This is a genomic window from Salmonella sp. FC25216, from assembly GCF_057751355.1.
Genome location: NZ_JBDGON010000011.1, coordinates 99,661 through 124,959, shown reverse-complemented (window position 1 = coordinate 124,959; position 25,299 = coordinate 99,661). Strand labels below are relative to the sequence as shown.

Below are 25,299 nucleotides of genomic sequence, written 5' to 3'. Positions count from 1 at the left end.
CCATCAGGACGGTATTTTTCCCCTGAATGGCAGCCAGCACACAGAAGACAATCAGGTGACTTACTGGCAGGCTGGCGCATCGCGGGGCTATCTTGCAGAATCCGACCTGAAACTGCTGTCACGCTATGACCTGGCGGAGCGGGGTTTTGAAACCGTTGAAGCCAGCCCGCGTAGCTTTGACCACCTCGACGGCAAAAACCAGCCTGCGGGACTGGTGCGGCATATTTTTCAGATGCTGTTTAACGCTTCCTCAAAAGACCCGCGTACCAGTCATGCGCAGGTGAAACACAACTACCAGCGGCTGCTGGATAAAATCGACAGCGGTGAGCCACGCTATTCTGCCCAGGAGTACCGCCGGGCAGTACAGAACCCGGATTACATTGATCACCTGCAACACCTGTGTGTGAAACATCCGGGTGACTGGTACTGTACGTCAGATGACCCCGTCTGGCAGGCTTTCTTTACGCCTCAACTCAAAAAGGAAGCACCGGAATGGTACAGCTATGGTATCCGTTTTCTGAACGCCACTCGCTGGATGGATCAGGTACCGGACATGTCGCGAACGCCATGGCATATGCACCCGCTGGTGTTTCTGGATGCCATCAGCACGTCGAAAAAACGCGGCTGGGCGCACAGTCCGTTTGCGGATTTAATTTGCGATGCTGAATCCCGGAATGATTACACCATTTATAACCGGACATACCCGCACCCGCATCCGACCCACACAGAGGTGCACAGTAAAACTAATCTGACCTCGATGACACTTCAGCAGGTAATGGATGCACAGGCGCAATTTGATATGTTTGCAACAGGGCGCTACCAGGTAACAACCGATCCATTAAAAGAAGCGGTCAGAAACCTTAATCTGGATGTTAATGCACCGTATGATGAGGCCATACAGGACAGGATTTTTGAAGAATACATAATCAAAGTTAAACGCCCAGCGATTATCGCCTATCTGGAAGGTAACGGCAGCGTGGACGATGCCGCTTATGCTTGTGCGTTGGAATTTGCATCAGTTGGCGTGAAGCAAGGAAAACCCATCAGCCCCGATCCGCATGAATACGAGAAAAATCCAGATAGGTCATTTGTTGTAGACAAAAACCATCATCGTATTCATAAAAAACGTTACGCGTCTGCTGACGGCATCGGTTATTACAATGGTGACAAGCTAAATAAGGTATTTATTATGCCAGATGATCTGATTCAAAAATTGAAGGATTCCAAAAATGAAGCACAATAACATTTTACTGGGCTTTGCATTGCTGACTTTTACCTGCGAAGCCTTTGCCGGTAAGGATAATCCACAGTTTTCTGATTACCCTGTTGCGGTGAGCACCGGGCCATTTGCAAAGAATATTGCGTTATCGGCAGAGCAGCAGAGCTATACCAACAAATGGAAGCAGACAATGCAGCGGGAGCTTGCCAAGCCTGTTAACTTTGCCGGACATTATCGCCTTTACCTGAGCTGGAACGGTGAACTCCCGAAAGAGTGTGGCGACAATCGCTGGGTCTGTGGCTGGGTGATTGATAAGACTTCAGGAGAGATCGTTTCTGAATTACCAGAGTTTAATGAAAATACCCATTATCGCCCTTATCATGATAATGGTACGCCTTCACCTGAAGAGTTTGAACCTGGCTTTTATCCTAATAGTATTGTATTGTGGATGAATGGAAATACCGCTCCCCAATCTGATCTCAGAAATTTGCAATGCAAATATATGATGTACACCTTTAAGGATAATAAATTCACTGCATTAGATAAAGGCTCTCCATGTGAAGTTGATTACGGTGATGATCCTAACGCTCCTCAACAATAAATACAAAGCCTCAAGGAAGAGGCCAAAAATACGAGAATATTAACGGTGACAGTACAGTTAACATTCAACCGGAATTCACGAAATATTTATTCAGTATGGATTATTATTTCGGGATAGCGTTGCCTGTATAACTATCCAATAAATTTTCCTGGTTAAAAGGGGAAGGCCGTTCTATGACGCTTCCCTCTGATATCCCGCATACTGATAAGGCGATACATATCGCTCAGTATTTTTATCAAGATAATCCGCCCACCACTGCATCATAGCGATCCGCTCCTCCAGATATTCTGCCTTATGAATATAGGCGGCACGCACGCTGTTCCTTTCCTGATGGCTCATTTGCTTTCAATCGCTTCTTTGCTCCACTGTCCCGACTCACTCAGCGCACTGCACGCCATCGCCCGGAAGCCGTGACTGCAGATCTCTTTTCGGGTATCGTAGCCCATCACGCGCAATGCCTTGTTGATGGTGTTGTCGCTCATGCACTTGTCCTGATCGTATTCGCCGGGGAAAATAAACGCCAGATGTCCGGAGAGCGCTTCAGTTTGTTTCAGGATCGCCATTACCTGATCGGACAGCGGGACGATGTGCTGTGTTTTCATCTTTGTGCCACGGCGAGAGAAGCGCACGTTTTCGATCTGCTCCCGTTCTACCGGGATTATCCAGAGCTTCTGCTGCCAGTCGATCTCACTCCAGCGGGCAAAACGCAGTTCGCTGGAGCGCACAAAGAACAGCAGCGACAGCTTAAGCGCATACCGTGTCAGCAGCCTGCCGGAGTAGTTATCCGTCCGGGATAATAATTCTGGTAGTTTCTCAAGCGGCAGGGCCGGGTAATGCTGTGTTTCCGGCGGCGTAAATTCACCATCCAGATCCAGCGCCGGTGATCGGCATGCCAGTTTATGGCGATCTGGCGGAATGTCTGTCCGTTTTTCTTTTTCTGTTGCGCGATTTTTTTGTCAACGGAGGGATCGACCCCCGCACGCATTTTACTGCGTGCCGCATTGCGGAACTGGCGTGCCGTAAGCAGGGAAACATCCGGGTAAGGACCAAAGGCCAGCTTCTTCTCTTTCCCGTCAATGCGGTACTTCATATACCAGAGTTTTGAGCCGTTGGGTTTGATCAGCAGGTACAGTCCGGCACTGTCGCCGAGTTTGAAGGGGGTGTCTGTGGGTCTGGGCTTGCGGATAGCGGTATCAGTGAGTGCCATAGCGGGGGGCTCCATTCGTTCAACGAACCGAGAGGCCCCCGATGAATCCCCCCGAAAACTACAGATATCAAAAAACCCGGCAATCCTTTTCAGGACAGCCGGGTCAATCTAACTGCTTGTTTTTATAACGCATTAAGACTCACTGAGACGTCTTAATACTAAAATCTGGCTCCTCTGACTGGACTCGAACCAGTGACATACGGATTAACAGTCCGCCGTTCTACCGACTGAACTACAGAGGAATCGTGTGAACGAGGCGCATAGTAACGATGTGCGATCGGCTTGTCAAAGGGGGAAATAAGATTACGCGTTTGTTTGCTGACAAAAACAACAAAGCGTTGAAGTTTTGATCTAATCCATACTTTGTGCCCCGGCGTGGTGCAGCTTTGTCTGTAATTTTACGAGTCAAATGCTGTGACCTTATGGTGATGGCTGTGTACCTGCGTCTGATGAGGCGTGAAAAACTGGCAGGCATTTTGCAAAGCATTCTAAGACGTTACGTCGTAGAGATTAAAGGCAGGGGACAGGATGAACTTCAGACGCTTAAAATACTTTGTGAAAATTGTTGATACAGGCAGCCTGATGCAGGCAGCGGAAGTGTTACATATAGAGGCGATCGTTTACTGTTTTATGGCTACCGCCGCAATGTTTTGCCAGCGCCTTCATTTCACTGCCTAACCTGCCCGTACCCTTTCCCCCATGATTTTGAAAACACAAACAGTCTCCGGCGTATGCTTTTTGGCTGAGCCAGAACGATGCCTTCACGCCGGAGTGGCAGCTTGTTGAGGTACAGGGAGTTTCAGCCAGTACACGGTACGGACTGCCTGCCAGCGCAGGACTTCTCCGGGGCATCATGCCCCCCTCGGTATCGATCTTTTTCTCCTCTTTTTTGCTGACAGCGGCCCCAAAAAGGCGTGTCAGATTCGGGAATGAGCGCCGGGCTCCTGAAATCAGGGGCATAACGCGGTGTGGTGGTTGTGCGTCACTTTGTCGCTTTGCGCGACGCAAAGTGACGCACCGGTTGAGGGCCGGGCGCGAAAGATCGCGGATTCTGGCGCAGATTGACGGTCACGCGGCAGCAAAGCCTGGCGGCAATGTAGGCCGCAGCCCGTAGGGTAAAGGAGGCTGATCCTCAGCCGGACAGGGATTTACCCGGAAATTTCAGATGTCGTGGAATGCTGACCAGTGAGCTGGCGCAGCGAAAGGACGTATTGTCGGTAAAGTATGACCTCTGTCGCAGTGACCTGCGAGTCGGTGTTTGCGGAGGTATTCACCGGTAGGGGCTGCCATCCTGAGTTCCTCAGGCGCTTCTTTCAGGCCGTGAAGCATGGGCGCTGGCAACGACAGCATTGTGCAATCCGGAGCTTACATCCGGTCGATGGACGTGAAAAGGTGATTGTTTTTTGTGATTTCAGAGGGGTCTCTCAGAGCTCAGGAGGCCACAGTAAAATAACAGAGAGAGCTTGTCTTCCCGCATCCGGCGGTATTCAGCCGCTTCGAAGATACCGTGCAGACGATGGAGTTGTTCGGCCAGAATGAGCAACAGAACATAGTTTGGCCCGGCCTCATCAGGATTTTCCAGCATCACCCCGTCAGAATACGGGCACGGTCCACCAGTTCACGGGCATCGGGTTCAACAGGTTTCAGGTTCATGATTTCCTCCTTTCACTGTACCCATTCACCGCCCCGGATACGGGCGATATCCAGCAGCAGTGACTTCATCGCCCGACTCACCGCACACAGCGTATTGATCAGCGGTTCATCAGCATTCTGGGTATCGGGTCTGCGTAGCCACCCTTATGCGCTCTTACCTTTACCCTTAGCCTTTTAACGGCCTTTTTCCTGAATGCTGACAGGATTGTATCCGGGGTGTTTATTTGCTTCATCCAGAAAACAAACTGAACCTGTCAAAAAATAACGCCATCTATGATATTGGATATTATGATCATCATTGTCCTTAATTGGATATTTTAGCTGGTTGACTTTCTGAATATATCAATGATAGGCGCCCATATTTATGGGTGATGCTAATTTCATTTGTTTTGTGAATTACTTTTCAGGAAAACTAATTACGAACTAAAACAAAAAGAATCTCATGGATACTACCTCTGTGCCAGATTTTACGGGGGTGGCGATATTATTTTATGGATGGCAATGAATTATTACAGTTTGCCGGATTGATTTGTAATCACAGAGGGATAATCTTTATAAAAATGTCATTACTGTAAGTGGGGTGTCTTATTTTGGACTTCTCTGTATCGTCTGCGTCATCTCATTTTCCCGGCTGCGACAATGCCAGTGTTTATATTGACTCCCTGCTGCAGGATACTTATTTGTTTGTGATGGATATTTATCATCAGCCTGCGCAGGCTCGCGATGAAGCATTGTATCACTATGCAGTCATGCTGGTGGAAACCGTGCAGGAAAAGCTGAAAGCAGCAAAAGAACACGATGATTTTATTAATCATGTCATTTATGCACAGTGCGCCATGATGGATGATGCTGTACTCAACACTGCCTCCTCGCTGGAGAACTCCGTCTGGCTGCATAATCCGCTGCAGGCCCGTTTTGTCATGCAGATGCGGGCTGGCGAGGTGATGTTTGAGCGCGTGCGGGAGCTGTTGCATCAGGCCGCACCGGACCCACGCCTGCTGGTTTTGTACCAGCGTTTATTCGGCATGGGGTTCAGTCAGCGCTGGAGTGAACGGCTCCGGGACAAAATGCCTGACGGCCGGTATAAGCGCGAATATGCACTGGAATCCCTTAATGCGCTGGTGCCTGCCGGTGGTCAGCCCTTATCTGCGCCGCTGGTGGTGGAGCGCCGCCCGACGGTGCGCGGCACGCTGCTTCACTCCCGTCTGGCGCATATCGTTCTGGCGCTGCTGGTGACCAGCGCTCTGAGTGCCGGACTGCAGGTTTCCCTGCACCACGTATTACAGATGGCCCTGCCGGGCTGAGATTTCACGCTTTCCGGCACAGGTGAGCCTGCTCCGGATGAAAGATGAAGGAGCCACGATGACCACTGTCTCTCCCGTTCTGGATGCCCTGACCCTGAACCGCTATCACCTGAAGGTGAAAGGCTGCACCGCGCCGCTGGACGTGGAGTCATTTCAGGGACGCGAAGGTTTAAGCACCCGCTACCGTTATGACGTGGTGCTGACCAGTGCTGATAAGGATATCGACCCGTCGGTGATGCTGATGAAGAACGTTACCTTCATTATGCAGACCCTGCCGGAGGCGGCGTTTCGCCGGACCATTGCGCCGGAAGTCCGGCGCACCGTGTACGGCGTCATCACCCGTTTCTCTCGTCTTTCCGTTTCGGCGGATGAAGCCACCTACCGCCTGACGTTTGAGCCGCGCCTCTCCCTGCTGGATAACAGCCGCCGCAGCGCCATTTACCAGAATATGTCGGTCCCGGAGGTGGTGGAAAAAATCCTGCGGGAAAACCACAACTGGCCGGGCTGGTTGTTTGAGTTCCGCCTGAGTAATACCTGGCCGTCGAGGGAGATTATCACCCAGTTCATGCTCTCCGATGCGGAGTTTATCGCCCGACTGCTCAGTGAAGTCGGTATCTGGTTTAACTTCACCCAGGACAGTGAAACCGGGCATGAAGTGGTGCTGTTCGGGGATTCAGTAAAGGGCTGGCAGTATGACGTGAGCGTCCCGGCGGTGAACCCGGCGGGGATGCACGACAACCGTGCGGAGTCGGTGTGGAATTTACAGGCGCATCACGCAGTGACGGAACGTTCAGTCAGTACGCATGACTATAACTACCGTACCGCTGACGCCATCATGAACGCGGATGCGGACCTGACCCACGATGATGACAAAACCACTTACGGCAACGATTACCACTATACCGATGGTTTCCTGAGCGAAGGCGACCAGTACAACCGCCCGGACAGCAATAACACCGAAAGCGGCTATTTCTACGCCCGCCTGCGTCACGAACGTCAGTTGAACCGCCAGCACCGGCTGAGCCTCGAAAGTAATTCAACGCTGATTGCGCCCGGTCAGATACTGAAAGCCGAAGGCGACACCTCACAGGCTTTTGCAAACGGGATGCTGGTGACCGCCATCGAATCCTCAGCCAGTCGTGACTCGCACTATAAGCTGAAAGCCGAAGGGATTGCCTGGCGGGATGCGGTCAGTTTCTGCCCGCCGGAACAGCCCCGTGCCCGCATCACCGTCCCGCTGACGGCGCGTATCACCAGTTCACAGACCAGTGATATCTACAGCCATATCGACAAAATGGGCCGCTACCGGGTGCGTTTTGACTTCGATAAAGATTCGTGGCCGCAGGGCGGCGAAAGCCCGTGGCTGCGCCGTGCCCGCGATTATGCCGGTGACAATTTCGGTCTGCACCTGCCGCTGATACAGGGCACCGAAGTGGCGGTGATGTTTGACGGCGGTCATCCGGACAAGCCATTTATTGCCTGGTCGCTGCATGACTCGCGTCATCCCGACCACGTCACCATCGAAAATTACAAACGCAACATCCTTCTCACGCCTGCAGCCAATGAAATGCGCCTGCAGGATGAGCGCGGAAAAGAGAATATCCACCTCTCCACGCCGCATTCCGGTAAGACACAATTAAACCTGGGATTTAACGTCCAGGATTCTGATGCCAGGGCGCTGCGTGGTGAAGGGGCTGAACTGCGCACTGACGGTCACGGTGTGTTCCGCGCCGCGAAAGGCATTTTCATCACCGCCGACGGCCAGCAACAGGCTGACGGTCCGATGCTTGATATGCAGGCAGCGGTCAGCGAGCTGGAAGCGGCGATTCAGGAAGCCAGCAGTCTCAGAGCCGCAGCCGAAATGGCAAAAGCGGAACTGGCCGACGTGCAGAAACAGACCGACCTGCTCAACAGCACGCTGAAGAACCTGCAACAACAGGCGCTGCTGCTCTCGGCCCCGTCGGGTATCGCACAGGTCACCCCGTCCAGCATCCAGCTTGCCGCCGGTCAGAACCTGATTGCCACCACCGGCCAGGATGCGGATATCAGCATCGGCAAAAAGCTGTGTATCGCCGTGAGCGAGACCCTCAGTCTGTTTGCGAAACAGCTCGGCATCAAACTGTTTGCTGCCGCCGGAAAGGTGGAGATTCAGGCGCAGAGTGATGCACTGGATATGTTCGCGATGAAGGATATACAGATAAGCAGTCAGAGCGGCAAGGTCACGGTCTCGGCACAAACCGAACTGCTGCTGGAGTGCGGTGGCGCATGGATACAGATGAAAGGCGGGAGTATCACCCTGGGCGGCTCCGGTAACGTCACGGTGAAGGCCGGAACGCTGGAGAAGCTGGGGGCGGCATCGATGCAGGGCAGTATCAGCCTGCCGGAGGGCTGTTCAACAATGAAGGCGCCTAAAGATGCGGCTGAGCCACTGTGAGGACGACCCTGTGACTATCATGTACGATTTCAGTCCGCAGGCCGTCACGCAACAGGCGGACGTTTTGCTGACTCAGGTGCAGGCCGCCATCACTGAGCGTCAGGAATATGTATACCTGCTTATCGACCGGGAGGCATTGCCGGAAGATATGATGCACCCGTTTATTTGCGCACTGATGGACCAGCGCCCGGTGCCGGTCACGCTGCCGCACCGCAACCTGAGCATGGACCGCCATCCCTGGCTGATACCACTCGACCTGACGCAGGCTACCCATCACGCCCTGCTGGAGAGCAGCATCCGTCATGCCCTGGAAGAGCAACATCCTGACCGCCTGTGCAATGGTGGCGGTCGGGCAGTTTGCGGCTGGCTGACCAGCCCTTACGAAACCGCTGTCATGGCAAAACAACTCGGTTACACGGCCATTCAGCGGCTGATTTCTGGACAACAGATACTGCTGCGGTATTACGACCCGGCGATACACGGCATCCTGTGGCCGCAACTGGATGATGTGCAACATGAACGCTGGCTGGGCGTGCTTTCCGGCTGGCATTACCCGGACGGTGATGGCAGGCTCGTCAGCCACGACCATTCTCCGTCGCCATACCCGTATATGACGTTCTCCCTGATGGTGAACCCGGAGGATGAAATTCACATCAGTCAGACCGGTAAAATCGTCCGTGTCCTGGAACACTATCGGCAGGCACATATCAACAAGCCCCGTCACGATGAAGCCACTGCAGTCACGATTATTCGCAGGGCGCTGAAACGCGCGCAGCAGCTGCACGGTTTTGACAACGATACCGACCAGCAGGCGCTGGCGCTCGACTGCCTGCGGTTACATCCTGAACTGGATATGCATCCCCGGATGAAGATTTTGCTTTCACCACGCGAGCGGGAGCCGGACACGGATTACGCCATCTGCACTGGCGCACTGTCTGACCGGGACTGGCAGCAGCTCTGCCACGACCTGAACACCGAAGAGACGAACGCGTCCGCATCTGACGCAAGGAGCCCTGTATGACAACCTCTCCCCTGGGGCCGAAACCCTGCTCACACTGCCAGATATCCGGCCCGGCGATATTGCCGGTACGTTATGCCGTGGTGCCTGCCGGGCTGTCGGCCAGCGTTCCGGCCTGGGCGAAGCCGGACACGCCGTTCCCCACCGGCGACGGCTATGACTACCTGCTGCGCGCCCTGCGTCAGGGCTTTGTGTATGTGTATTACGAAAGTAACCGTCAGTGGGAAGGCTGGTCGGTAGCGGAAGACGGCAGCCTGTGGAAACAGCCCTCCGCTGCGTATGCACGGTCGCAGAAAAAATCTGACTGCACCATGCCGTACCACAACCCAACCAATCTGGAGATGCTCATCCTCAGTCCTGCTGCCCTGAAGGGCAACTGCTGGATTGCATTCACATCGGCCAAATGGCGGACCGGTACGCTGGAGCGCTACGGCTCTGATGCGAACGCCCGTAAGAAACGGATGCAGTGCGTGGAATACTGGCAGTGGACCACGCCTGCTAACGAACAGCGTGTCGCCCAGGCAAGCGTTGAGGTGCTCAATGAAATAGCTGACTACATGACGCCGGGCCCTGCCTGCCCCGTACTGACGCTGCCGTATAACCCGCCGGTACGGCGTATCAGCCGCACGGACAGCGCATCACCGTGGTTTTATTTTGATGAAGGCGAAGTGCGGGCTCAGGGCACCCTGACGTCGTGGAGCCGCCGCCGCTGTGAGCAGGCGCAGCGGACAATAGACGCGATGCAGAAACAGGGGGCCGGGGTTAACCGCTACGACAAACCCATTACCCAACTGGTGGTGGCGCTGGATGATGCGGCGGGTATTGCTCATGAGCTGGTGGGATTCAGTGATGATATGGCCGCCCTGCATGCGGGCTGGCTGGACGAGCTGTCGATTGAGTTTATGAGTGTGCAGTCACTGGCTGGTGCCCGCAACCAAATCCAGCAGATGGAAAAAGCGCTGGCAGAAAAGCACACACTGGATGCCTTCAGCAGTACTGCAAATTACGGCATGGATAAGGTTTCTGGTGGTGTCATCGCGATGGTGTCGGGCGCTGACACGCAGCGTCAGTCGGCACTGAATGATCTGTTGCAACGGGCGCAACTGTCATCAGAACAGGCGGGTGATGAGGCGTTGGCGACCAGTTGGGCGAAGTACGATGCGGAGCTGAATCACGACAAGATAAATGCCTTCAATACCTGTTATGAGCAGTTTTGTAAGGTGATAGCCACCCGGATGGAAGCCCTGCACGGTTTGCGTATCGACTGGCTTAAGTCTGCGCCGTTTATTACCTGTAGCCAGGATTTTTACTCCACGAGTGTGGAGGATAACCTGAGCTACCGCGAAATTGTGGATTATGCGCTGGCCTCGCTGAACCTGACCGATACCGGCGCACAGTGGCTGGACAGCCTGATAAACCAGTATTCTGCGAAATCCGAAAGTAACCTGGTCTGGCGCTCGCTGCTGCTCAATAACCCCGATGTGATAGCCGATATGACCGCCTATCTGGAAAGCCTGGCAAAGAGCCACGGCAAAACAGAGAAAGCGGACGAAGCATCCTTCCTGGCGGCGGTGGCCCCGCTGGCAGGCAAGCTGAATGAAGCATATGCCGGTGCCAATGAAGCACTGGAGCGACCCGCCACGCCGTCTTCATCGTTCTCGCGGATGATGCTGTACTGTGACCGTCGCCTGAGCACATTTGGCGATCGCTTCTTTAACATCAGCCGCGCCGGTAAGTTTCTGGACGGGTTAAACGGGTTGCTGACGAAAACACTGTTCCAGGTGGTATCCGGTGTGTCATTTGATAATGCGGTGCAACTGTCACTCGGGCAGTTACAGGACGGTGATACGTTCAGAAGTCAGCTCCTGGAGGATATGAAGTATTCGGGAGCGACTGAACGGCGGGCAACACTGAACAGATATAAAACGCGTTTCGATGAATTCAGTAAAATTGCTGAAGGCGAAAGCGCCCTGAAAGGGGCCCGAATCAAATTGCTGGCGCTGTTCTTCAACGGGCTGGAATTCAAAAATCAGCTGCAGGAGAGCAAAGGGGATTCAAAAAGCCATGCGCAGATCGCGTCCGCGTTCCTTGGGACTCTTAGCACAACCACAGAGATTATTGAACCGGCGGTTAAACACGGTATTCAGAATGGGGCCGGAACCACAAGCGTGAAGTTTGTGGGGACAAGTGCTGGGATGTCGGCTGCGGTGATTAATCTGGCTCTGGATACTGAGGCATTGGTGTCGGAATTTTCGTCTGATCATTGTCGGTGGATTTTTGTTGGACTGAATGGTGGAAAAGTGGCTGTGGATACTGGTTTGGCACTTAAGTCATTTGGTGGTTTGTTAGAAGTACTGGAGAATTTGTCACTGAAGGGCGCGTTTCTTGAGGCAATGGGAACATTTCTGGCAAAAAATACTGTTGCCCGAATAGTTAGTTTTTTTGCCAGTTGGGAAGTCATGATTGGAATGTTCCTAATAGAACAACTCATCACTTATTACTTTGGCAACGATTTACAGAAATGGTGTCGGGAGGGCGTATTCGGGCTGGAGCCTGATGACAAACTGAAGAGTACCTGGCAACTGGGCCCCAAAAATCCTCGTGACAAGGAGTATGACAACCAGCAGGAAGAATATCAAAAAGCACTGGGGGCTGTGTTATGACAAAGGACAGGAAATTTTCGGGAGAGTTTATTGCGTTTGATGAAATTAAAAGAGAACTGTCTAATGCAAAAATTGAAATACGTATAAGACAGGATGCTATTAATGAAGATCCGACTCTTCGAGCCAGTTTCGAGCAAGTAATAAAAGCTCAACAGGATAAAATTCCTCAACTGGAGGCAATCCTGGCAACTGAGCCGCCACCGCCAGAGCTACCACCTCGCCAGCTTCTGTTTAAAGTCAGTGGTGTGTTGGAAGAGTTCAACGTACAGAAAGTGATCGGCTATTTCACCGAGCGCGAATATGACCCTGAAGGATTTGCCAGACAGGTGGCAAGTGAGCAGGTGGGAAGTCTTTTACTTGCGGTAACGGGAAATGCTGCAGGTTCTGCCGTCACGGGACAAAGCAAGATTCGGAAGGATGATGCCTGTGATTTTGTTCGAGGAAAGATCAACGGTATTCCTTTTCATGGATGGCTGGGAAAAACAAATGCTCAACCCGGTGACTTCGTTGAAATGGCTGTGATGGGGCAAGGGGATCACTATGTAACTTACGCATTAATGATTCCTGAAATTCAGACTATTTCTATGACACCTCGTTGTGGGGCTGGAAGGGAAGCTGAAATCAGTTTCGGCAAATATGCGGTCATGGGGATAGGAAGCATTTTTCTGGTTATTTTAACATATCTTCGTATTCGTGGCGTTGACTGGGAAGGTATAGCCTTTTGTGCTGGTGTTTTCGCTTTCATGTTAGCGATGGCCTATTTTTTCGCCATGCGCAGTATCAGAAAGAACCCCGGTCCCGTTATTTTGTTGTCTGAATCTATTTTTTCCGCACTGGGGTTTTCTGATCCTCAATGGGTTAATTTGCCGGAAAAAACAAAAAAAAGGTTAAAAAGCGAACCTCCGCTAAAAGGTTCCAGGCCAATGCCGGATCGTAATGCCTGGCGAGACTACTTCTATTACTACTGAAAAGGATTTCCGATGGGAAAGGGCATTATTCGTCTTCATGACAAACTCAGCAGTGGCGGGGAAGTGATTTCCGCCTCTTCCACCATGATTATCGACGGTATCAAAGCTGCATTACTTAACGACCTGGTGTCCTGCCCGATTGAAGGGCATGGCGTTAACCGTATTGTGGGTACGTCGCCGGAATGGCAGTCAGACAGTGAACAGGCTGCTTTTGATGGTGCGCAGTGCCAGTGCGGCTGCACGGTGATCGCCAGCGCCACCGGCGGTATTCTGGGGAGCTGAATCTGATGGCATGGAAAATCCCCGCGCCGGATGCGGTTCACTGGCCTGCCGCGCCGTCGTGGTCAGGCTGGTGGCGGTCGCTGATGTTAAGTTGTTCAGCCGTAGTGATGACCGGATGCGGTATTTATTTCTGGCTGCATGACTCGCGGGCGCTGGTTTACGCCTTTGCTGGTGTGGTGGTGCTGATACTGCTGTTTGCCGGGATTGCGGACTGGTGGATGTACCGTTACGGCGTACTCCTGGAGCACGCTGATGGCACCACGCAGTACAACGCCATGCTGGAAGCGCAGTGGCAGAGGTGGGCACAGGAAGGCATGGTGGTGTCAGGCGTCAGTACTCTTTTCCCTGAACAGGTGCGGACACCGCAGGACAATGGTGAGCCGGTAAGTACGTTGGCTCCGCTACGTCTGCCTGAATGTCCGGGGTCCACGTATTTGTTTACCGAATTGCTGGCTCCGCTGCGCGTGGCGTTACAGATTTTCATCCGCAATCAGTCGCTGACGGTCTGCCTGCCGGAAAGCGCGTCTGAGGACGACTGGCAATGTTTCCGGTCGGTGTGGGCGGCGCTGTCACTGCCACTGTCGGCGATCCAGCTTTCGGAAATGAAGCCTGAGCCTTTCAGCCGCCAGATGACACTCTGGCAACAGAAAGATGCGGTGCGTACGGGCTGGCTCATTATCCGTCATAACTGGACGCCTGGCAGTGAAGGCACTCAGGGGGCGGTGGCCTGGTTGTTATCTCATCCGGATATCCGTACCGGGCTGCGGCCCTGTGCCACGCTGCACCGTGTGTTCCCCACCGATAATACCTTACCTGACGGTGATCTCCGGCAGTTTCTGCAATATCAGTGTGTCAGCAATACGATGAAAGGCGTGTGGTCTGATGCGGTCACTCAGCCACATATCAGTCGTCTGATGGTCGCCCTGAGCCAGCAGCATAAGGCTGTAGCCGAGCAGGGGGAAGCGACGGTCATTCCACCCGCATCACCGGTTCAGCAGTATCTGCCTCACTGGCTGGGCGAGATGAAAGACGGTGAAACATGGTTTGCGGTCACGCAGGCAATACAGATGGCAGAACATACCCGTGAAACGCAGGTGCTGGCACTGGCTAAGGGAAATGACAAACTGAAGAGCACCTGGCAACTGGGCCCCAAAAATCCTCGTGACAAGGAGTATGACAACCAGCAGGAAGAATATCAAAAAGCACTGGGGGCTGTGTTATGACAAAGGACAGGAAATTTTCGGGAGAGTTTATTGCGTTTGATGAAATCAGGCGAAAGAAAAGCCATTGCGAAACAATCATTGAAGTTAACAACAAATGGGCGGTTGAGCATCCTGACGAATGTGATCCTCTAAAGCTTGAACGGGAGAACGAGCAAGCGTCTGCTGAGATAACTCAGTTGGACGCAATCCTGGCAACAGAACCACCACCGCCAGAGCTACCACCTCGCCAGCTTTTGTTCAAAGTCAGTGGAATGTTGGAAGAGTTTAGCGTGCAGAAAGTCATCGGTTATTTTACTGATCGTGAATATGACCCAGAAGCCTTTGCTCATCAGGAATCTCGCAACCAGGTAGGGGGATTGTTAGTGGCGATGACAGGCAATACTGCAGGAGCAGCGGTAACAGGCCAAAGTCAGGTTCGAATGAGTGATGCAAGTGATTTTGTACGTGGGAAGATCAATGGCGTTTCATTCAGTGGCTGGCTGGGGAAAACCAATGTAAAGGTTGGTGATTTCGTGGAAATGGCTGTGATGGGTAGAGAAGAACACTATGTCGTATACGCAATAGCTCTCCCCGAACTTAGAACTATCACTATGACGCCATATTGTCGCCATGGGCGAGAAATCGATGTTTTTTATGAGTATCGATCAGGAATTTTTTTGATTGGCGGCTTTTTTACTGTTTTGCTCCTTTTTGTTTTTTTTGCCTCTAAGTCACTTTCTCTTGAGGATTTTTTGAAGCTCGTCGTAATTTCCTATTCCATCACGGCATATGCCTGTTTCCGTGGTGTACGCAAGCAACGAAAAAGGCCTAAACCGACGACGCTTCTGGCCGAGGCCATTTTTACTGTACTTGGTTTTAATGAGCCAAAGCGGGTTGATTTGGAAAAAATCACCAAAGAGCAAATTAAAGTGCTGCCCCCTGATTTATTGACTTCAGATGGCCGTGAAATGCCCTCTCGTACTTCATACCTGGATGGTTTTTTTTACTATTGATAGGAATTTTCTATGAGCAAGGGCATTATTCGTCTGCACGACAAACTCAGCAGCGGCGGGGAAGTGATCTCCGCCTCTTCCACCATGATTATCGACGGTATCAAAGCTGCATTACTTAACGACCTGGTGTCCTGCCCGATTGAAGGGCATGGCGTTAATCGCATTGTGGGGACATCACCGGAATGGCAGTCAGACAGTGAACAGGCTGCTTTTGATGGTGCGCAGTGCCAGTGCGGCTGCACGGTGATCGCCAGCGCCACCGGCGGTATTCTGGGGAGCTGAATCTGATGGCATGGAAAATCCCCGCGCCGGATGCGGTTCACTGGCCTGCCGCGCCGTCGTGGTCAGGCTGGTGGCGGTCGCTGATGTTAAGTTGTTCAGCCGTGGTGATGGCCGGATGCGGTATTTATTTCTGGCTGCATGACTCGCGGGCGCTGGTTTACGCCTTTGCCGGTGTGGTGGTGCTGATACTGCTGTTTGCCGGGATTGCGGGCTGGTGGATGTACCGTTATGGCGTACTCCTGGAGCACGCTGATGGCACCACGCAGTACAACGCCATGCTGGAAGCGCAGTGGCAGAGGTGGGCTCAAGAAGGCATGGTGGTGTCAGGCGTCAGTACTCTTTTCCCTGAACAGGTGCGGACACCGCAGGACAGTGGTGAGCCGGTAAGTACGTTGGCTCCGCTACGTCTGCCTGAATGTCCGGGGGCCACGTATTTGTTTACCGAATTGCTGGCTCCGCTGCGCGTGGCGTTACAGATTTTCATCCGCAATCAGTCGCTGACGGTCTGCCTGCCGGAAAGCGCGTCTGAGGACGACTGGCAATGTTTCCGGTCGGTGTGGGCGGCGCTGTCACTGCCACTGTCGGCGATCCAGCTTTCGGAAATGAAGCCTGAGCCTTTCAGCCGCCAGATGACACTCTGGCAACAGAAAGATGCGGTGCGTACGGGCTGGCTCATTATCCGTCATAACTGGACGCCTGGCAGTGAAGGCACTCAGGGGGCGGTGGCCTGGTTGTTATCTCATCCGGATATCCGTACCGGGCTGCGGCACTGTGCCACGCTGCACCGTGTGTTCCCCACCGATAATACCTTACCTGACGGTGATCTCCGGCAGTTTCTGCAATATCAGTGTGTCAGCAATACGATGAAAGGCGTGTGGTCTGATGCGGTCACTCAGCCACATATCAGTCGTCTGATGGTCGCCCTGAGCCAGCAGCATAAGGCTGTAGCCGAGCAGGGGGAAGCGACGGTCATTCCACCCGTATCACCGGTTCAGCAGTATCTGCCTCACTGGCTGGGCGAGATGAAAGACGGCGAAACATGGTTTGCGGTCACGCAGGCAATACAGATGGCAGAGCATACCCGTGAAACGCAGGTGCTGGCACTGGCTAAGGGAAGCGAGGCGTTTTTGATGAGTGTCAGCAGTGGAGGTGATAATGTCGCTTAAGGGACAGGTCTGGCGACCATCGGGGGCAACCCTGTTTACGCTGGTGTCGGGAGTGCTGTCAGCCGGAGTGGTATGGCTGCTGGGTAAACATTACGGACTCTCTCCTGCACAGATGGGCCTGGTCTGGCTGGGTGTTCAGGCGTTGTTGACGGCCGTAATGGCTGGCTACCGGTTGTATCAGCAGCGGGAGCCCAAATCAGACGATGACAGGCAGGCTAAAACAGCGCGGGAAAAAGTCTCCACACCGGCGTATATCACGGAGATGCGTGACTACCTTAAGCATCACTACGGGCTGACCTGGCGCAGTAAAGTGCGGTTTGTGGTGATTTGCGGTTCACCGAACCAGACAGACCTTGCTGTACCGGGCCTGACGGAAGCCGGATGGCTGGAAGCCAACAACGTTGTCGCCGTATGGGGCGGCAGTCTGCTCCCGGGGGCTGACAGCGCCCGTATCGCGGTGCTGCGTAAACTTAAACGCTGTGCGGTCAGCGCGATAGTGCTGGTCTATGACGGCGAACTGCGTCAGGCGATGCAGGGCGACCTGATTGTTCGCCAGCTTAACGAACGCTATAAAAAACTGGGCTGGCGCGTGCCGCTGTATCTGTGGGAAGTGCAGAAGAGCGCGTGGTCGCAGGAGGGCCGCGAGACTCAGCCGGTGGGTTGCCTGCTGGCCCCGCACACCACGCCGCCGGAGCTGGTGGAGACCCTGAAATCGCTACCGGACACGTTGATAGAGCCTGGCGTTCAGCAGGGGCTGGGCAGCCATACGCATGATTTCCTGTTGCGTCTGGGCTGGCAGTTGCGTAACGGGATGGCGGAGCGCTTTCATGCGCTGGCGGTTTCGCTGCTCACCGGCCCTTATGCCGTGCCGCTGCGCGGGGTGATGTTCAGCCCGGCGGTTTACCCGAAGGACGGAACCGACAGACAGCGCTGGCTGCCGGATAACAGCTGGAACGCCATTCTGAACGATTTGCCCTCGCTCAGAATCCAGCGTGCCGGAATGGCGTGGGAGCGCACGCTGTATCAGGCGGTGCTGGTGGCCCTCGGTCTGACCTGCGCGGGCGTACTCTTTTCCTGGAACACCAACCGTCAGGAGATTACCGACGCACAGCAACTGGCAGTAACAGCCCGTGATGAACACCAGAACGCGGATAAACGACTGGCTGCACTGGGTGAGTTGCAGCGGGAGATGGCGCGCCTGCAGTACCGGAGTCAGCACGGCGTGCCGTGGTACAGCCGCTTTGGCCAGAGCCAGAATGATGACCTGCTGGCCCGCCTGTGGCCGGAGTATGCCCGCAGCGCGTTGCCGCTGTTGCGTGATGCCTCCGCCGCCAGGTTGCGTGACGCGCTGACCGCCTGGAATGCGCTACCTGCTGACAGCGACCCGCGGGCAAAACTGAGCCGGGATGCGTATAACTGGCTGAAAGCCTGGCTGATGTTAAACCGTCCGGAGAAGATGGACGCGAATTTCTTCACCTCAACGGTGATGGCCCTCTGGCCACGCCGTGATGGCGTGGCACCCGGTGTCTGGCAGTACGAGGGGCCCCGACAACTGGCCTTTCTGGCGCAGAATCTGCCGTCACACCCGGCCTGGAAAATTGCCTCAGACCCGCAACTGGTCGCCACCACCCGCAGCGCCCTGTTGCGCCTGATTGGTCAGCGTAATGCTGAATCGGCGCTCTACCAGAAAATGCTGGTGCAGGTCTCCCGTAACTACGCCGATATGCGTCTCACCGATATGACCGGCGACACGGATGCCTCGCGATTGTTCACCACCGATGACGTGGTGCCGGGGATGTTCACCCGCCAGGCGTGGGATGATGCGGTTCAACCGGCGATTGATAAAGTGGTCAGCGAACGCCGGGACGAGATTGACTGGGTGCTGAGCGATAACCGGCACCCGGTGATGCAGGATATTTCTCCGGAAGCGCTGAAAGCCCGGCTGACGGAACGCTACTTCACTGATTATGCCAGCGCCTGGCTGGATTTCCTCAACAGCATCCGCTGGCAGAAAGCCGCCACGCTCTCCGATGCCATTGACCAGCTCACCCTGATGGCGGATGTTCGCCAGTCGCCGCTGGTGGCGCTGATGAACACGCTCAACACCCAGGGGCGTGCCGGACAACAGCAGGAAGCTCTGACCGACTCGCTGGTGAAATCAGCGAAAAATCTGCTCAGTACCGATGACGCGAAAGCCATCGACCAGAAAGCCGGAGCGCACGGTCCTCTCGATGCAGCCTTTGGTCCTGTGCTGGGGCTGATGGACACGAAGGGCAGTGGTGATAACAGCCTGAGTCTGCAGACCTTCCTCACCCGCGTTACCCGCGTGCGTCTTAAGCTCCAGCAGGTCACCGGTGCCGCCGACCCGCAGGCGATGATGCAGGCGCTGGCGCAGACGGTGTTCCAGGGGAAATCGGTGGATATCACCGATACCCGTGACTACGGTAGTCTGGTGGCTGCCAGTCTCGGTCAGGAATGGAGTGGCTTTGGTCAGGCGGTGTTCGTGCAACCGATGGAGCAGGCCTGGCAGCAGGTGCTGTCGCCCACTGCAGAGAGCATTAATAATCAGTGGCAGCAGGCCATCGTCAACGACTGGCAGCAGGACTTCAATGACCGCTGGCCGTTTTCGCCGGATAAACAGAGCGAAGCATCGCTGCCGCTGTTGTCGCAATACCTGCGTAACGACACCGGGCGCATCACGCAGTTTGTGAAAACCAGCCTGGGCGGCGTGCTGCGCAGGGAAGGTCGTCACTGGGTGCCGGATGCGATTGCCGCACAGGGGCTGCACTTTAACCCGGACTTCCTGAATGCCCTGAACCAGCTCAGCGAACTGGCGGATGTGGCGTTTACCGGCGGTGACGCCAGCGTACATTTTGCGCTGATGGGCAAACCGGCCCGTGACGTGATGCAGACCGACCTCTATCTCGACCAGCAAAAGCTGGACTACCACAACCAGGTGGAGAACTGGCAGCCGTTCGTCTGGCCGGACAGCCAGTGGAAACCGCATACCACGTTAACCTGGACCAGCGTCAGCGCCGGAGAGCGTATTTACGCCGACTACCCCGGAAGCTGGGGCTTTATCCGCCTGCTGGACAGGGCGCAGGTTCAGGCCACCGACAACAGTACCTTTATTCTGAGCTGGAAGGTGAAAGACGGCAGTCCGCTGAACATTATGATGCGTACAGATGCAGGTGAAGGCCCGCTGGCGCTGCTGAAGCTGAAAGGGTTCAGACTGCCGCAGCAGGTGTTCCTTGATACGGATAGCGTCCCTGATGTGCCGTCAGATAACGGTGGCGGAGACGGACTGTAATGAACGATTTAACGCTGAGCGGCTTCGGCAACGAATGCGCTATCTGTGACTTATTAAGTACTTATCCTGCAGGGTTTCTCAATGCACTTTTCTCACCATTTCACCAGCTTTAAAGATATGGTCGTAACTGGCGTGCAGGCGCTACTGATGCTGCCTGTTATCCTGATGATGCTGGCATCGGCCCTGATGTGTCCCCGTGCTGCCGGTGCTATTTTCCTGGTACTTAGCGGCGTCCTCTTTTTTACTGATACCCGTACGTTTTACAGAGGTTTTTGGGGCGGGATTCTTGATTGTCTGCTCTCTTTTTGTCCCTTCGTTCTCCTGGTCTGTATCGTCGGGATGATCATCAAGTTCTGTACTGAAAAAGCAAAGATACCAGACGGAGACAGTTAATGGACGACCTGACCCTCCGCTACTTCGACACCGAAATGCGCTACCTGCGTGATGCGGCGCGGGAGTTTGCTGAGCTGCATCCGGAAGAGGCCCGGCAGATGGGACTGACGATGAACGGTGCGATGGATGAGTCTGTGACCCGCCTGTTCCAGGGCTTTGCCTTCCTGATGGGGCGTGTTCGGCAGAAACTCGATGATGACTACCCCGAACTGACCGAAGGTGTTATCAGCCTGCTGTGGCCGCACTATCTGCGCCCGCTGCCGTCGATGTGCGTGGTGGAAATTGCCCCTGAGCCGGACGGACTCAAGCACAGCGACACGGTGCATCAGCACACCGAAGTGATTTCCGCGCCGGTGGGCGACAACCGGATTCGCTGTCGTTACCGCACCACGCGACCGCTGACCCTGCAGCCGCTCGCCCTTGAGACGGCGAGTGTCTTTGCGGAGCCGGAGGGTGCCAGCGCCCTGCGTTTGCGTTTTTCCTGCGGTAACACGGCGGACTGGCGGCGGCTCGACCTCTCCGCGCTGCCGGTATACCTGAACGGCGATGCGCCGCTGGCCTCACTGCTGCATCTGTTTCTGACCCGCCGGGTGGCCCAGGTTTACCTTCGTTTGCCGGGCAATATGGACCGCCAGCCCTTACCGCTGCGCTTTCGCGCCAGCGCCTTTGATGATGATGCGCATCTGTGGGAGGTGGAAAAGAGCGGGTACAGCAGCTATCAGCATCTGCTGGAATACTTTACCTTCCGCGAGAAGTTTATGTTCGTCTCGCTGGAAGGGCTGGAGCAGGTTGCCTGGCCTGAAACGCTGCCCTGGTTTGAGCTGGAGTTACGTTTCACGCAGCACTGGCCGCACGATTTCACGGTCAGCGAAGAGAACCTGCGCCTGCACTGCGTGCCGGTGGTGAACCTGTTTCGCCTCGATGCGCGTCCGCTGGCGATTAATGCAGAACAGACCGACTATCGCCTGCAGCCGCTGCGCGATGATGACCCGCATACCGAAATCTTTGCGGTTGAATCCGTGGCGGCCTCGTTTGAAGAGGATGCGCTGCGTTACACATCGTTTCGTCTCTTTGAACAGCAGGGCGGGATGTACCGGCGTGAGCGACCGGCCCGCTACTTTCATACCCGCGTGCAGCGTGGCCCCTCCGGGCGTACGGAAACGTGGTTAATCCTCGGTGGCGAAGCGTTTGAACGGGAGCGCCTGCAGCCGGATGACCCTCTGGCGCTGAGCCTTACCGGCACCAATGGGTGTCTGCCGCGTAAAACCCTGCAGAGCGTGTTGCTGGAACAACTCTGCGGCACACAGCAGACCCCGGTGCGCGTGCGTAACCTCTGTCGCCCCTCCATACCTTGCTATCCGCCCAGTGAGAATCGTTTTCACTGGAAGTTGCTGAGCCACCTGGGCAGCAGCTTTCTGTGGATGATGAACAATGCAGAGGTACTGCGTAATACCCTGGCGCTCTATAACTGGGCGGACAGCGATGTTAACCGTCGCCGTCTGAATGGCATTCTCAGGGTTGAACACCACCGGCTGGAATACTGGAAACGCGGCTTACAGCGGGGCGTGGACATTGAAGTGACCCTCGACACCACGATGTTTACCGGTGAGGGCGATGTCTGGCTGTTCGGCAGCCTGCTCAACCGCTTCTTCGCGCAGTACGCCGATATGCACCTGTTTAACCGCCTCACCCTGATACTGCAACCGACAGGACACTGCCTGCGATGGAAAGAGAACCATCAGTCAGCTTTACGACGCTAAATGACGCGTTCGGCGAACGCCTGCCGTACACCCATTTTTACCGCTTTCTGCAGTGGCTGGAAAAGACGCATCCTGAGTATCCACCACTCGGCAGCAGCAGGCGCATCGGCGATGACCCGGTGCGTCTGCGTCCGTATGCCGGAATGGGCTTTCCGGCAGGTGAGTTTAAGGGCATTGAGATTAATCCGGATGATAACCCGGATTCGCCGCCCACGGTCAGAACCACCTTTATGGGGCTCTACGGCATCACGTCGCCGCTGCCGACCCAGTATATTGATGACATCACGCAACGGCGTGAGGGTCATGAGACGGTGGAGCACTTTCTCGATATCTTCAACCACCGGCTGATAACCCAGTATTACCGTATCTGGCGTAAGCACAGTTACCCGGCTTCGTTTGAGGATGGCGGCACCGATGCCATTTCACAGTGCCTGCTGGGACTGGCGGGGCTTGGTATTCCCGGCACCGCTGAACACCTGGACACTCCGCTGTCGCGCTTTCTCGGCATGCTGCCCGCCCTGCAGGTGCCGGGGCGGACTGCCGAAGGGGTGGCTCAGGTGGTGAAAATGGTCACGCCGGATACGACGGCCACGGTGGTGCCGCACCATAAGCGGCGGGTGGAAGTTCCGGAACTGACGCTGAGTACCGCCGGAGGATTTTGCCTGGGGGACCATCTCGTGCTGGGCGGTGTTGCCACCGATGTCAACGGCACCATTGATATACGGCTGTATACCGAAAGCAAAGCGGATTTACAGGGCTGGTTCCCGCCGGATTTTACGCTGTATAACGATTTACTGGCCCTGCTGCGGGTCTATCTGGGCTGGCGCTACGATGCGCATATTTCCCTGACGTTCCCGCGCCGGTTACTGCCCCGGCCACGGCTGACCTGCCAATATTCTGACGATTCGGTATACATGGGGTACTCCTGCCTGCTGGGGCACGACCCTGACGATATGACACCGGACCCGGCGATGCCGGACCGTCTCACCGTCAGCCTGGGCTATTACGAAGGACTGCAGAAAAATCCACAACACCGCGAGGTGACAGACGTTGAAGAGTGATATGACGAAACAATACCGACTGCTGGCCGCGCTGCTGCCGCTGGCTTTTCTCCTGTCCGGCTGCGGGCTGACCCAGAGCGTCAGCGACGGCACGAAATCGGTGGTAACGGCCATCTTTTACAAGACGGTGAAAACCCTGCGTCTCGATCTGAAGGCCCGTGCAGCACTCAATCCCGATGAAGACGGGATGCCGCTGGCAACGGATGTGTGGGTCTACCAGTTGAAAGATCGTCAGGCGTTTGATAAGGCCGATTATGCGGCACTGCAGTCTGATGCTAACACCGTACTGGGCGCTGACCTGGTGGCCGAAAAGGATGTGTGGGTGCGTCCAGGTAATACCGTCTCGCTGGATATGCTGCTGGATGAGAAAGCGCAATATGTGGCGCTGGTGGCACAGTTCCGCTCACCGGATGCGCGTAAGAACGACTGGCGACTGGTGCTGACACGGGATGACCTCGATCCTGATAAGGCGCGTACCGTGTCACTGGAGGGGAATTCACTGATGCTGAAAACGTCTGATGATAAATAAAGAAAATCATGAAATACGGATGGAAGTTATATGACCAGGACATAATGAATGTGTGGCTCGTGATTTGAGAATACCACGTTTTCCGCCGTGCGCTGGAAGATACCTGGAAAAGTCAGGAGGGGGAGGATTCCGCGTCGTCATTCAATTTGGTTCAGTACACAACGAGAGCGTTGCTCCCGGATATATTGCTGGTTAAAGGAGTGGATTATTATATGGGATGGAAAGGCACCATTCGTTCATTACAGGCGACTTCCCGGCGAATTGAACGTGATGCAGAAAAGCGCAGACGCGAACTGCAAAAGCAGCAAAAAGCGTATGCCCGGATGGCCGAACTGGAACAGGCTGAATATGAAGTTGACGTCTGGAATAATTATATTGATGTATTGCAGTCGGTGCATAAAGGATGCGGAGATCCTGTTGACTGGCTGTCAATAGCCCGGGCTGATGCCCCTGTGCAGTCTGTTTTTTTCGGTAGCAAAGAAGCGCAGGCCAGACAGGCTGTGCAAAACTACCGCCCCGGTTTTTTGTCCCGATTGCTGAAGATCGACAGGAAGAAAAAACAGAAACTGAATGAAGCCGTTGACGTCGCGAAAAAGGACGACCAGGATAACTTTGATTCACTCTATCAGCAGTGGCAGCAGGATTCTGCAGATCATGAACAGCAGACCGGAATTGCCACTGGCATTCTGGATGGCGAGCCTCGGGCCAGAATAAATGCTATTGAGTTTTTCGCTCCGTTTGATGAACTCAGTGAATTGGGGTCATCGATCCACTTCTGTATTGATGAGATATCCGGGGTGTTGCTGGTGACGTTGCATGTTCATGGTGGACATGTCATCCCCACTGAAATTAAATCATTACTGAAAAGCGGGAAACTGTCTGTAAAGAAAATGCCGGTCGGTAAATGGAATGAATTACTTCAGGATTATATCTGTAGTTGTGTTTTGCGGGTGGCCCGCGAGTTACTTAACCTGCTCCCTGATGACATGGTGATTGTAACTGCTGTGGATGAATTGCTGAATACTGCAACGGGCTATCCGGAAGAGTTACCTATTCTTAGTGTGGCTGTAACCAGGCAGGTACTGGATCGTCTGAATATGGATGCCATTGATCCTTCTGATTCAATGAATAATTTTGTTCATAATATGAACTTTAAAAAAACGACAGGATTCCGTGCCGTGCCGGAACTGAATCCCGGGCAATTCGTGAGCCGATCGTGAATGGTTTCTTTGCC

17 protein-coding genes, 1 tRNA gene and 5 pseudogenes are annotated in these 25,299 nt (G+C 54.4%); 19 read left to right on the top strand and 4 right to left on the bottom strand.

The features are described from left to right. Together AC3G3F_RS19780 and AC3G3F_RS19775 are read left to right on the top strand one after the other, a co-directional pair. A pseudogene (locus tag AC3G3F_RS19780) lies at positions 1-1,243 on the top strand (hypothetical protein); the annotation flags it as partial. Further along, entirely contained in the window at positions 1,230-1,820 is a 591-nt protein-coding gene (locus AC3G3F_RS19775) for a hypothetical protein (protein WP_053509580.1), read from the top strand. The pseudogene AC3G3F_RS19780 and the gene AC3G3F_RS19775, both read left to right, overlap by 14 nt. Positions 1,821-1,991: 171 nt before the next feature. Here the strand turns inward: AC3G3F_RS19775 and AC3G3F_RS19770 are convergent. Both AC3G3F_RS19770 and AC3G3F_RS19765 read right to left on the bottom strand, forming a co-directional pair. Further along, positions 1,992-3,027, bottom strand: a pseudogene (locus AC3G3F_RS19770) (tyrosine-type recombinase/integrase). 166 nt (positions 3,028-3,193) lie between these two features. After that, positions 3,194-3,269 (bottom strand) — tRNA-Asn (locus AC3G3F_RS19765). Between the two features lie 286 nt (positions 3,270-3,555). Here AC3G3F_RS19765 and AC3G3F_RS19760 point away from each other — a divergent pair. Continuing rightward, a pseudogene (locus AC3G3F_RS19760) lies at positions 3,556-3,636 on the top strand (hypothetical protein); the annotation flags it as partial. Here AC3G3F_RS19760 and AC3G3F_RS19755 read toward each other — a convergent pair. Both AC3G3F_RS19755 and AC3G3F_RS19750 read right to left on the bottom strand, forming a co-directional pair. Then, a pseudogene (locus tag AC3G3F_RS19755) lies at positions 3,631-3,744 on the bottom strand (phage integrase N-terminal domain-containing protein); the annotation flags it as partial. The pseudogenes AC3G3F_RS19760 and AC3G3F_RS19755 sit on opposite strands and share 6 nt — an antisense overlap. A gap of 694 nt (positions 3,745-4,438) precedes the next feature. Further along, a pseudogene (locus AC3G3F_RS19750) lies at positions 4,439-4,680 on the bottom strand (hypothetical protein). 590 nt (positions 4,681-5,270) lie between these two features. On the opposite strand from AC3G3F_RS19750, the gene AC3G3F_RS19745 reads away from it, so the two are divergent. From AC3G3F_RS19745 to AC3G3F_RS19670, 16 genes are all read left to right on the top strand, one after another. Then, positions 5,271-5,984: a DotU family type IV/VI secretion system protein gene (locus AC3G3F_RS19745; RefSeq protein ID WP_071891277.1), complete on the top strand. Its 714-nt coding sequence runs from the start codon at positions 5,271-5,273 to the stop codon at positions 5,982-5,984. A gap of 58 nt (positions 5,985-6,042) precedes the next feature. Further along, the gene (locus AC3G3F_RS19740) at positions 6,043-8,418 is read left to right on the top strand and encodes a type VI secretion system Vgr family protein (RefSeq protein ID WP_488395607.1); all 2,376 of its coding nucleotides are present in this window, start codon (positions 6,043-6,045) and stop codon (positions 8,416-8,418) included. A 19-nt stretch (positions 8,419-8,437) separates the two neighbouring features. Continuing rightward, on the top strand, positions 8,438-9,439 hold the full coding sequence (locus AC3G3F_RS19735; RefSeq protein WP_227005437.1) for a DUF4123 domain-containing protein: 1,002 nt from the start codon (positions 8,438-8,440) through the stop codon (positions 9,437-9,439). Then, the gene (locus AC3G3F_RS19730) at positions 9,436-12,099 is read left to right on the top strand and encodes a T6SS effector BTH_I2691 family protein (RefSeq protein WP_488395605.1); all 2,664 of its coding nucleotides are present in this window, start codon (positions 9,436-9,438) and stop codon (positions 12,097-12,099) included. The genes AC3G3F_RS19735 and AC3G3F_RS19730 overlap by 4 nt, the downstream gene beginning before the upstream one ends. Next, a complete protein-coding gene (locus AC3G3F_RS19725) occupies positions 12,096-13,067 on the top strand; it encodes a putative type VI secretion system effector (protein WP_079796792.1) in 972 nt (323 codons plus the stop codon). The genes AC3G3F_RS19730 and AC3G3F_RS19725 overlap by 4 nt, the downstream gene beginning before the upstream one ends. A gap of 12 nt (positions 13,068-13,079) precedes the next feature. Continuing rightward, positions 13,080-13,349, top strand: a complete 270-nt coding sequence (locus AC3G3F_RS19720) for a PAAR domain-containing protein (RefSeq protein WP_070804646.1) — start codon at positions 13,080-13,082, stop codon at positions 13,347-13,349. A gap of 5 nt (positions 13,350-13,354) precedes the next feature. After that, positions 13,355-14,572: a hypothetical protein gene (locus tag AC3G3F_RS19715; protein ID WP_488395603.1), complete on the top strand. Its 1,218-nt coding sequence runs from the start codon at positions 13,355-13,357 to the stop codon at positions 14,570-14,572. Further along, entirely contained in the window at positions 14,569-15,564 is a 996-nt protein-coding gene (locus AC3G3F_RS19710) for a putative type VI secretion system effector (protein ID WP_488395602.1), read from the top strand. Before AC3G3F_RS19715 ends, AC3G3F_RS19710 begins: the two co-directional genes overlap by 4 nt. A gap of 12 nt (positions 15,565-15,576) precedes the next feature. After that, positions 15,577-15,846, top strand: a complete 270-nt coding sequence (locus AC3G3F_RS19705; RefSeq protein ID WP_053509566.1) for a PAAR domain-containing protein — start codon at positions 15,577-15,579, stop codon at positions 15,844-15,846. Between the two features lie 5 nt (positions 15,847-15,851). Then, positions 15,852-17,012 (top strand): hypothetical protein, encoded by a 1,161-nt coding sequence (locus AC3G3F_RS19700; protein ID WP_488395600.1) that lies wholly within the window; start codon positions 15,852-15,854, stop codon positions 17,010-17,012. Next, entirely contained in the window at positions 17,002-20,322 is a 3,321-nt protein-coding gene (locus tag AC3G3F_RS19695) for an ImcF-related family protein (protein WP_198387301.1), read from the top strand. The genes AC3G3F_RS19700 and AC3G3F_RS19695 overlap by 11 nt, the downstream gene beginning before the upstream one ends. Before the next feature lie 81 nt (positions 20,323-20,403). Then, complete coding sequence (locus AC3G3F_RS19690) at positions 20,404-20,715, top strand: hypothetical protein (protein ID WP_053509562.1); 312 nt, start codon at positions 20,404-20,406, stop codon at positions 20,713-20,715. Further along, entirely contained in the window at positions 20,715-22,475 is a 1,761-nt protein-coding gene (gene tssF, locus AC3G3F_RS19685; protein WP_070804645.1) for a type VI secretion system baseplate subunit TssF, read from the top strand. Before AC3G3F_RS19690 ends, tssF begins: the two co-directional genes overlap by 1 nt. Next, the gene (gene tssG / locus AC3G3F_RS19680) at positions 22,439-23,536 is read left to right on the top strand and encodes a type VI secretion system baseplate subunit TssG (RefSeq protein ID WP_023248457.1); all 1,098 of its coding nucleotides are present in this window, start codon (positions 22,439-22,441) and stop codon (positions 23,534-23,536) included. The genes tssF and tssG overlap by 37 nt, the downstream gene beginning before the upstream one ends. A 1-nt stretch (position 23,537) precedes the next feature. Continuing rightward, positions 23,538-24,065 (top strand): type VI secretion system lipoprotein TssJ, encoded by a 528-nt coding sequence (gene tssJ, locus AC3G3F_RS19675; RefSeq protein WP_071891280.1) that lies wholly within the window; start codon positions 23,538-23,540, stop codon positions 24,063-24,065. 212 nt (positions 24,066-24,277) lie between these two features. Next, complete coding sequence (locus AC3G3F_RS19670; RefSeq protein ID WP_488395598.1) at positions 24,278-25,285, top strand: hypothetical protein; 1,008 nt, start codon at positions 24,278-24,280, stop codon at positions 25,283-25,285. The last annotated feature ends 14 nt before the right edge of the window (positions 25,286-25,299 follow it).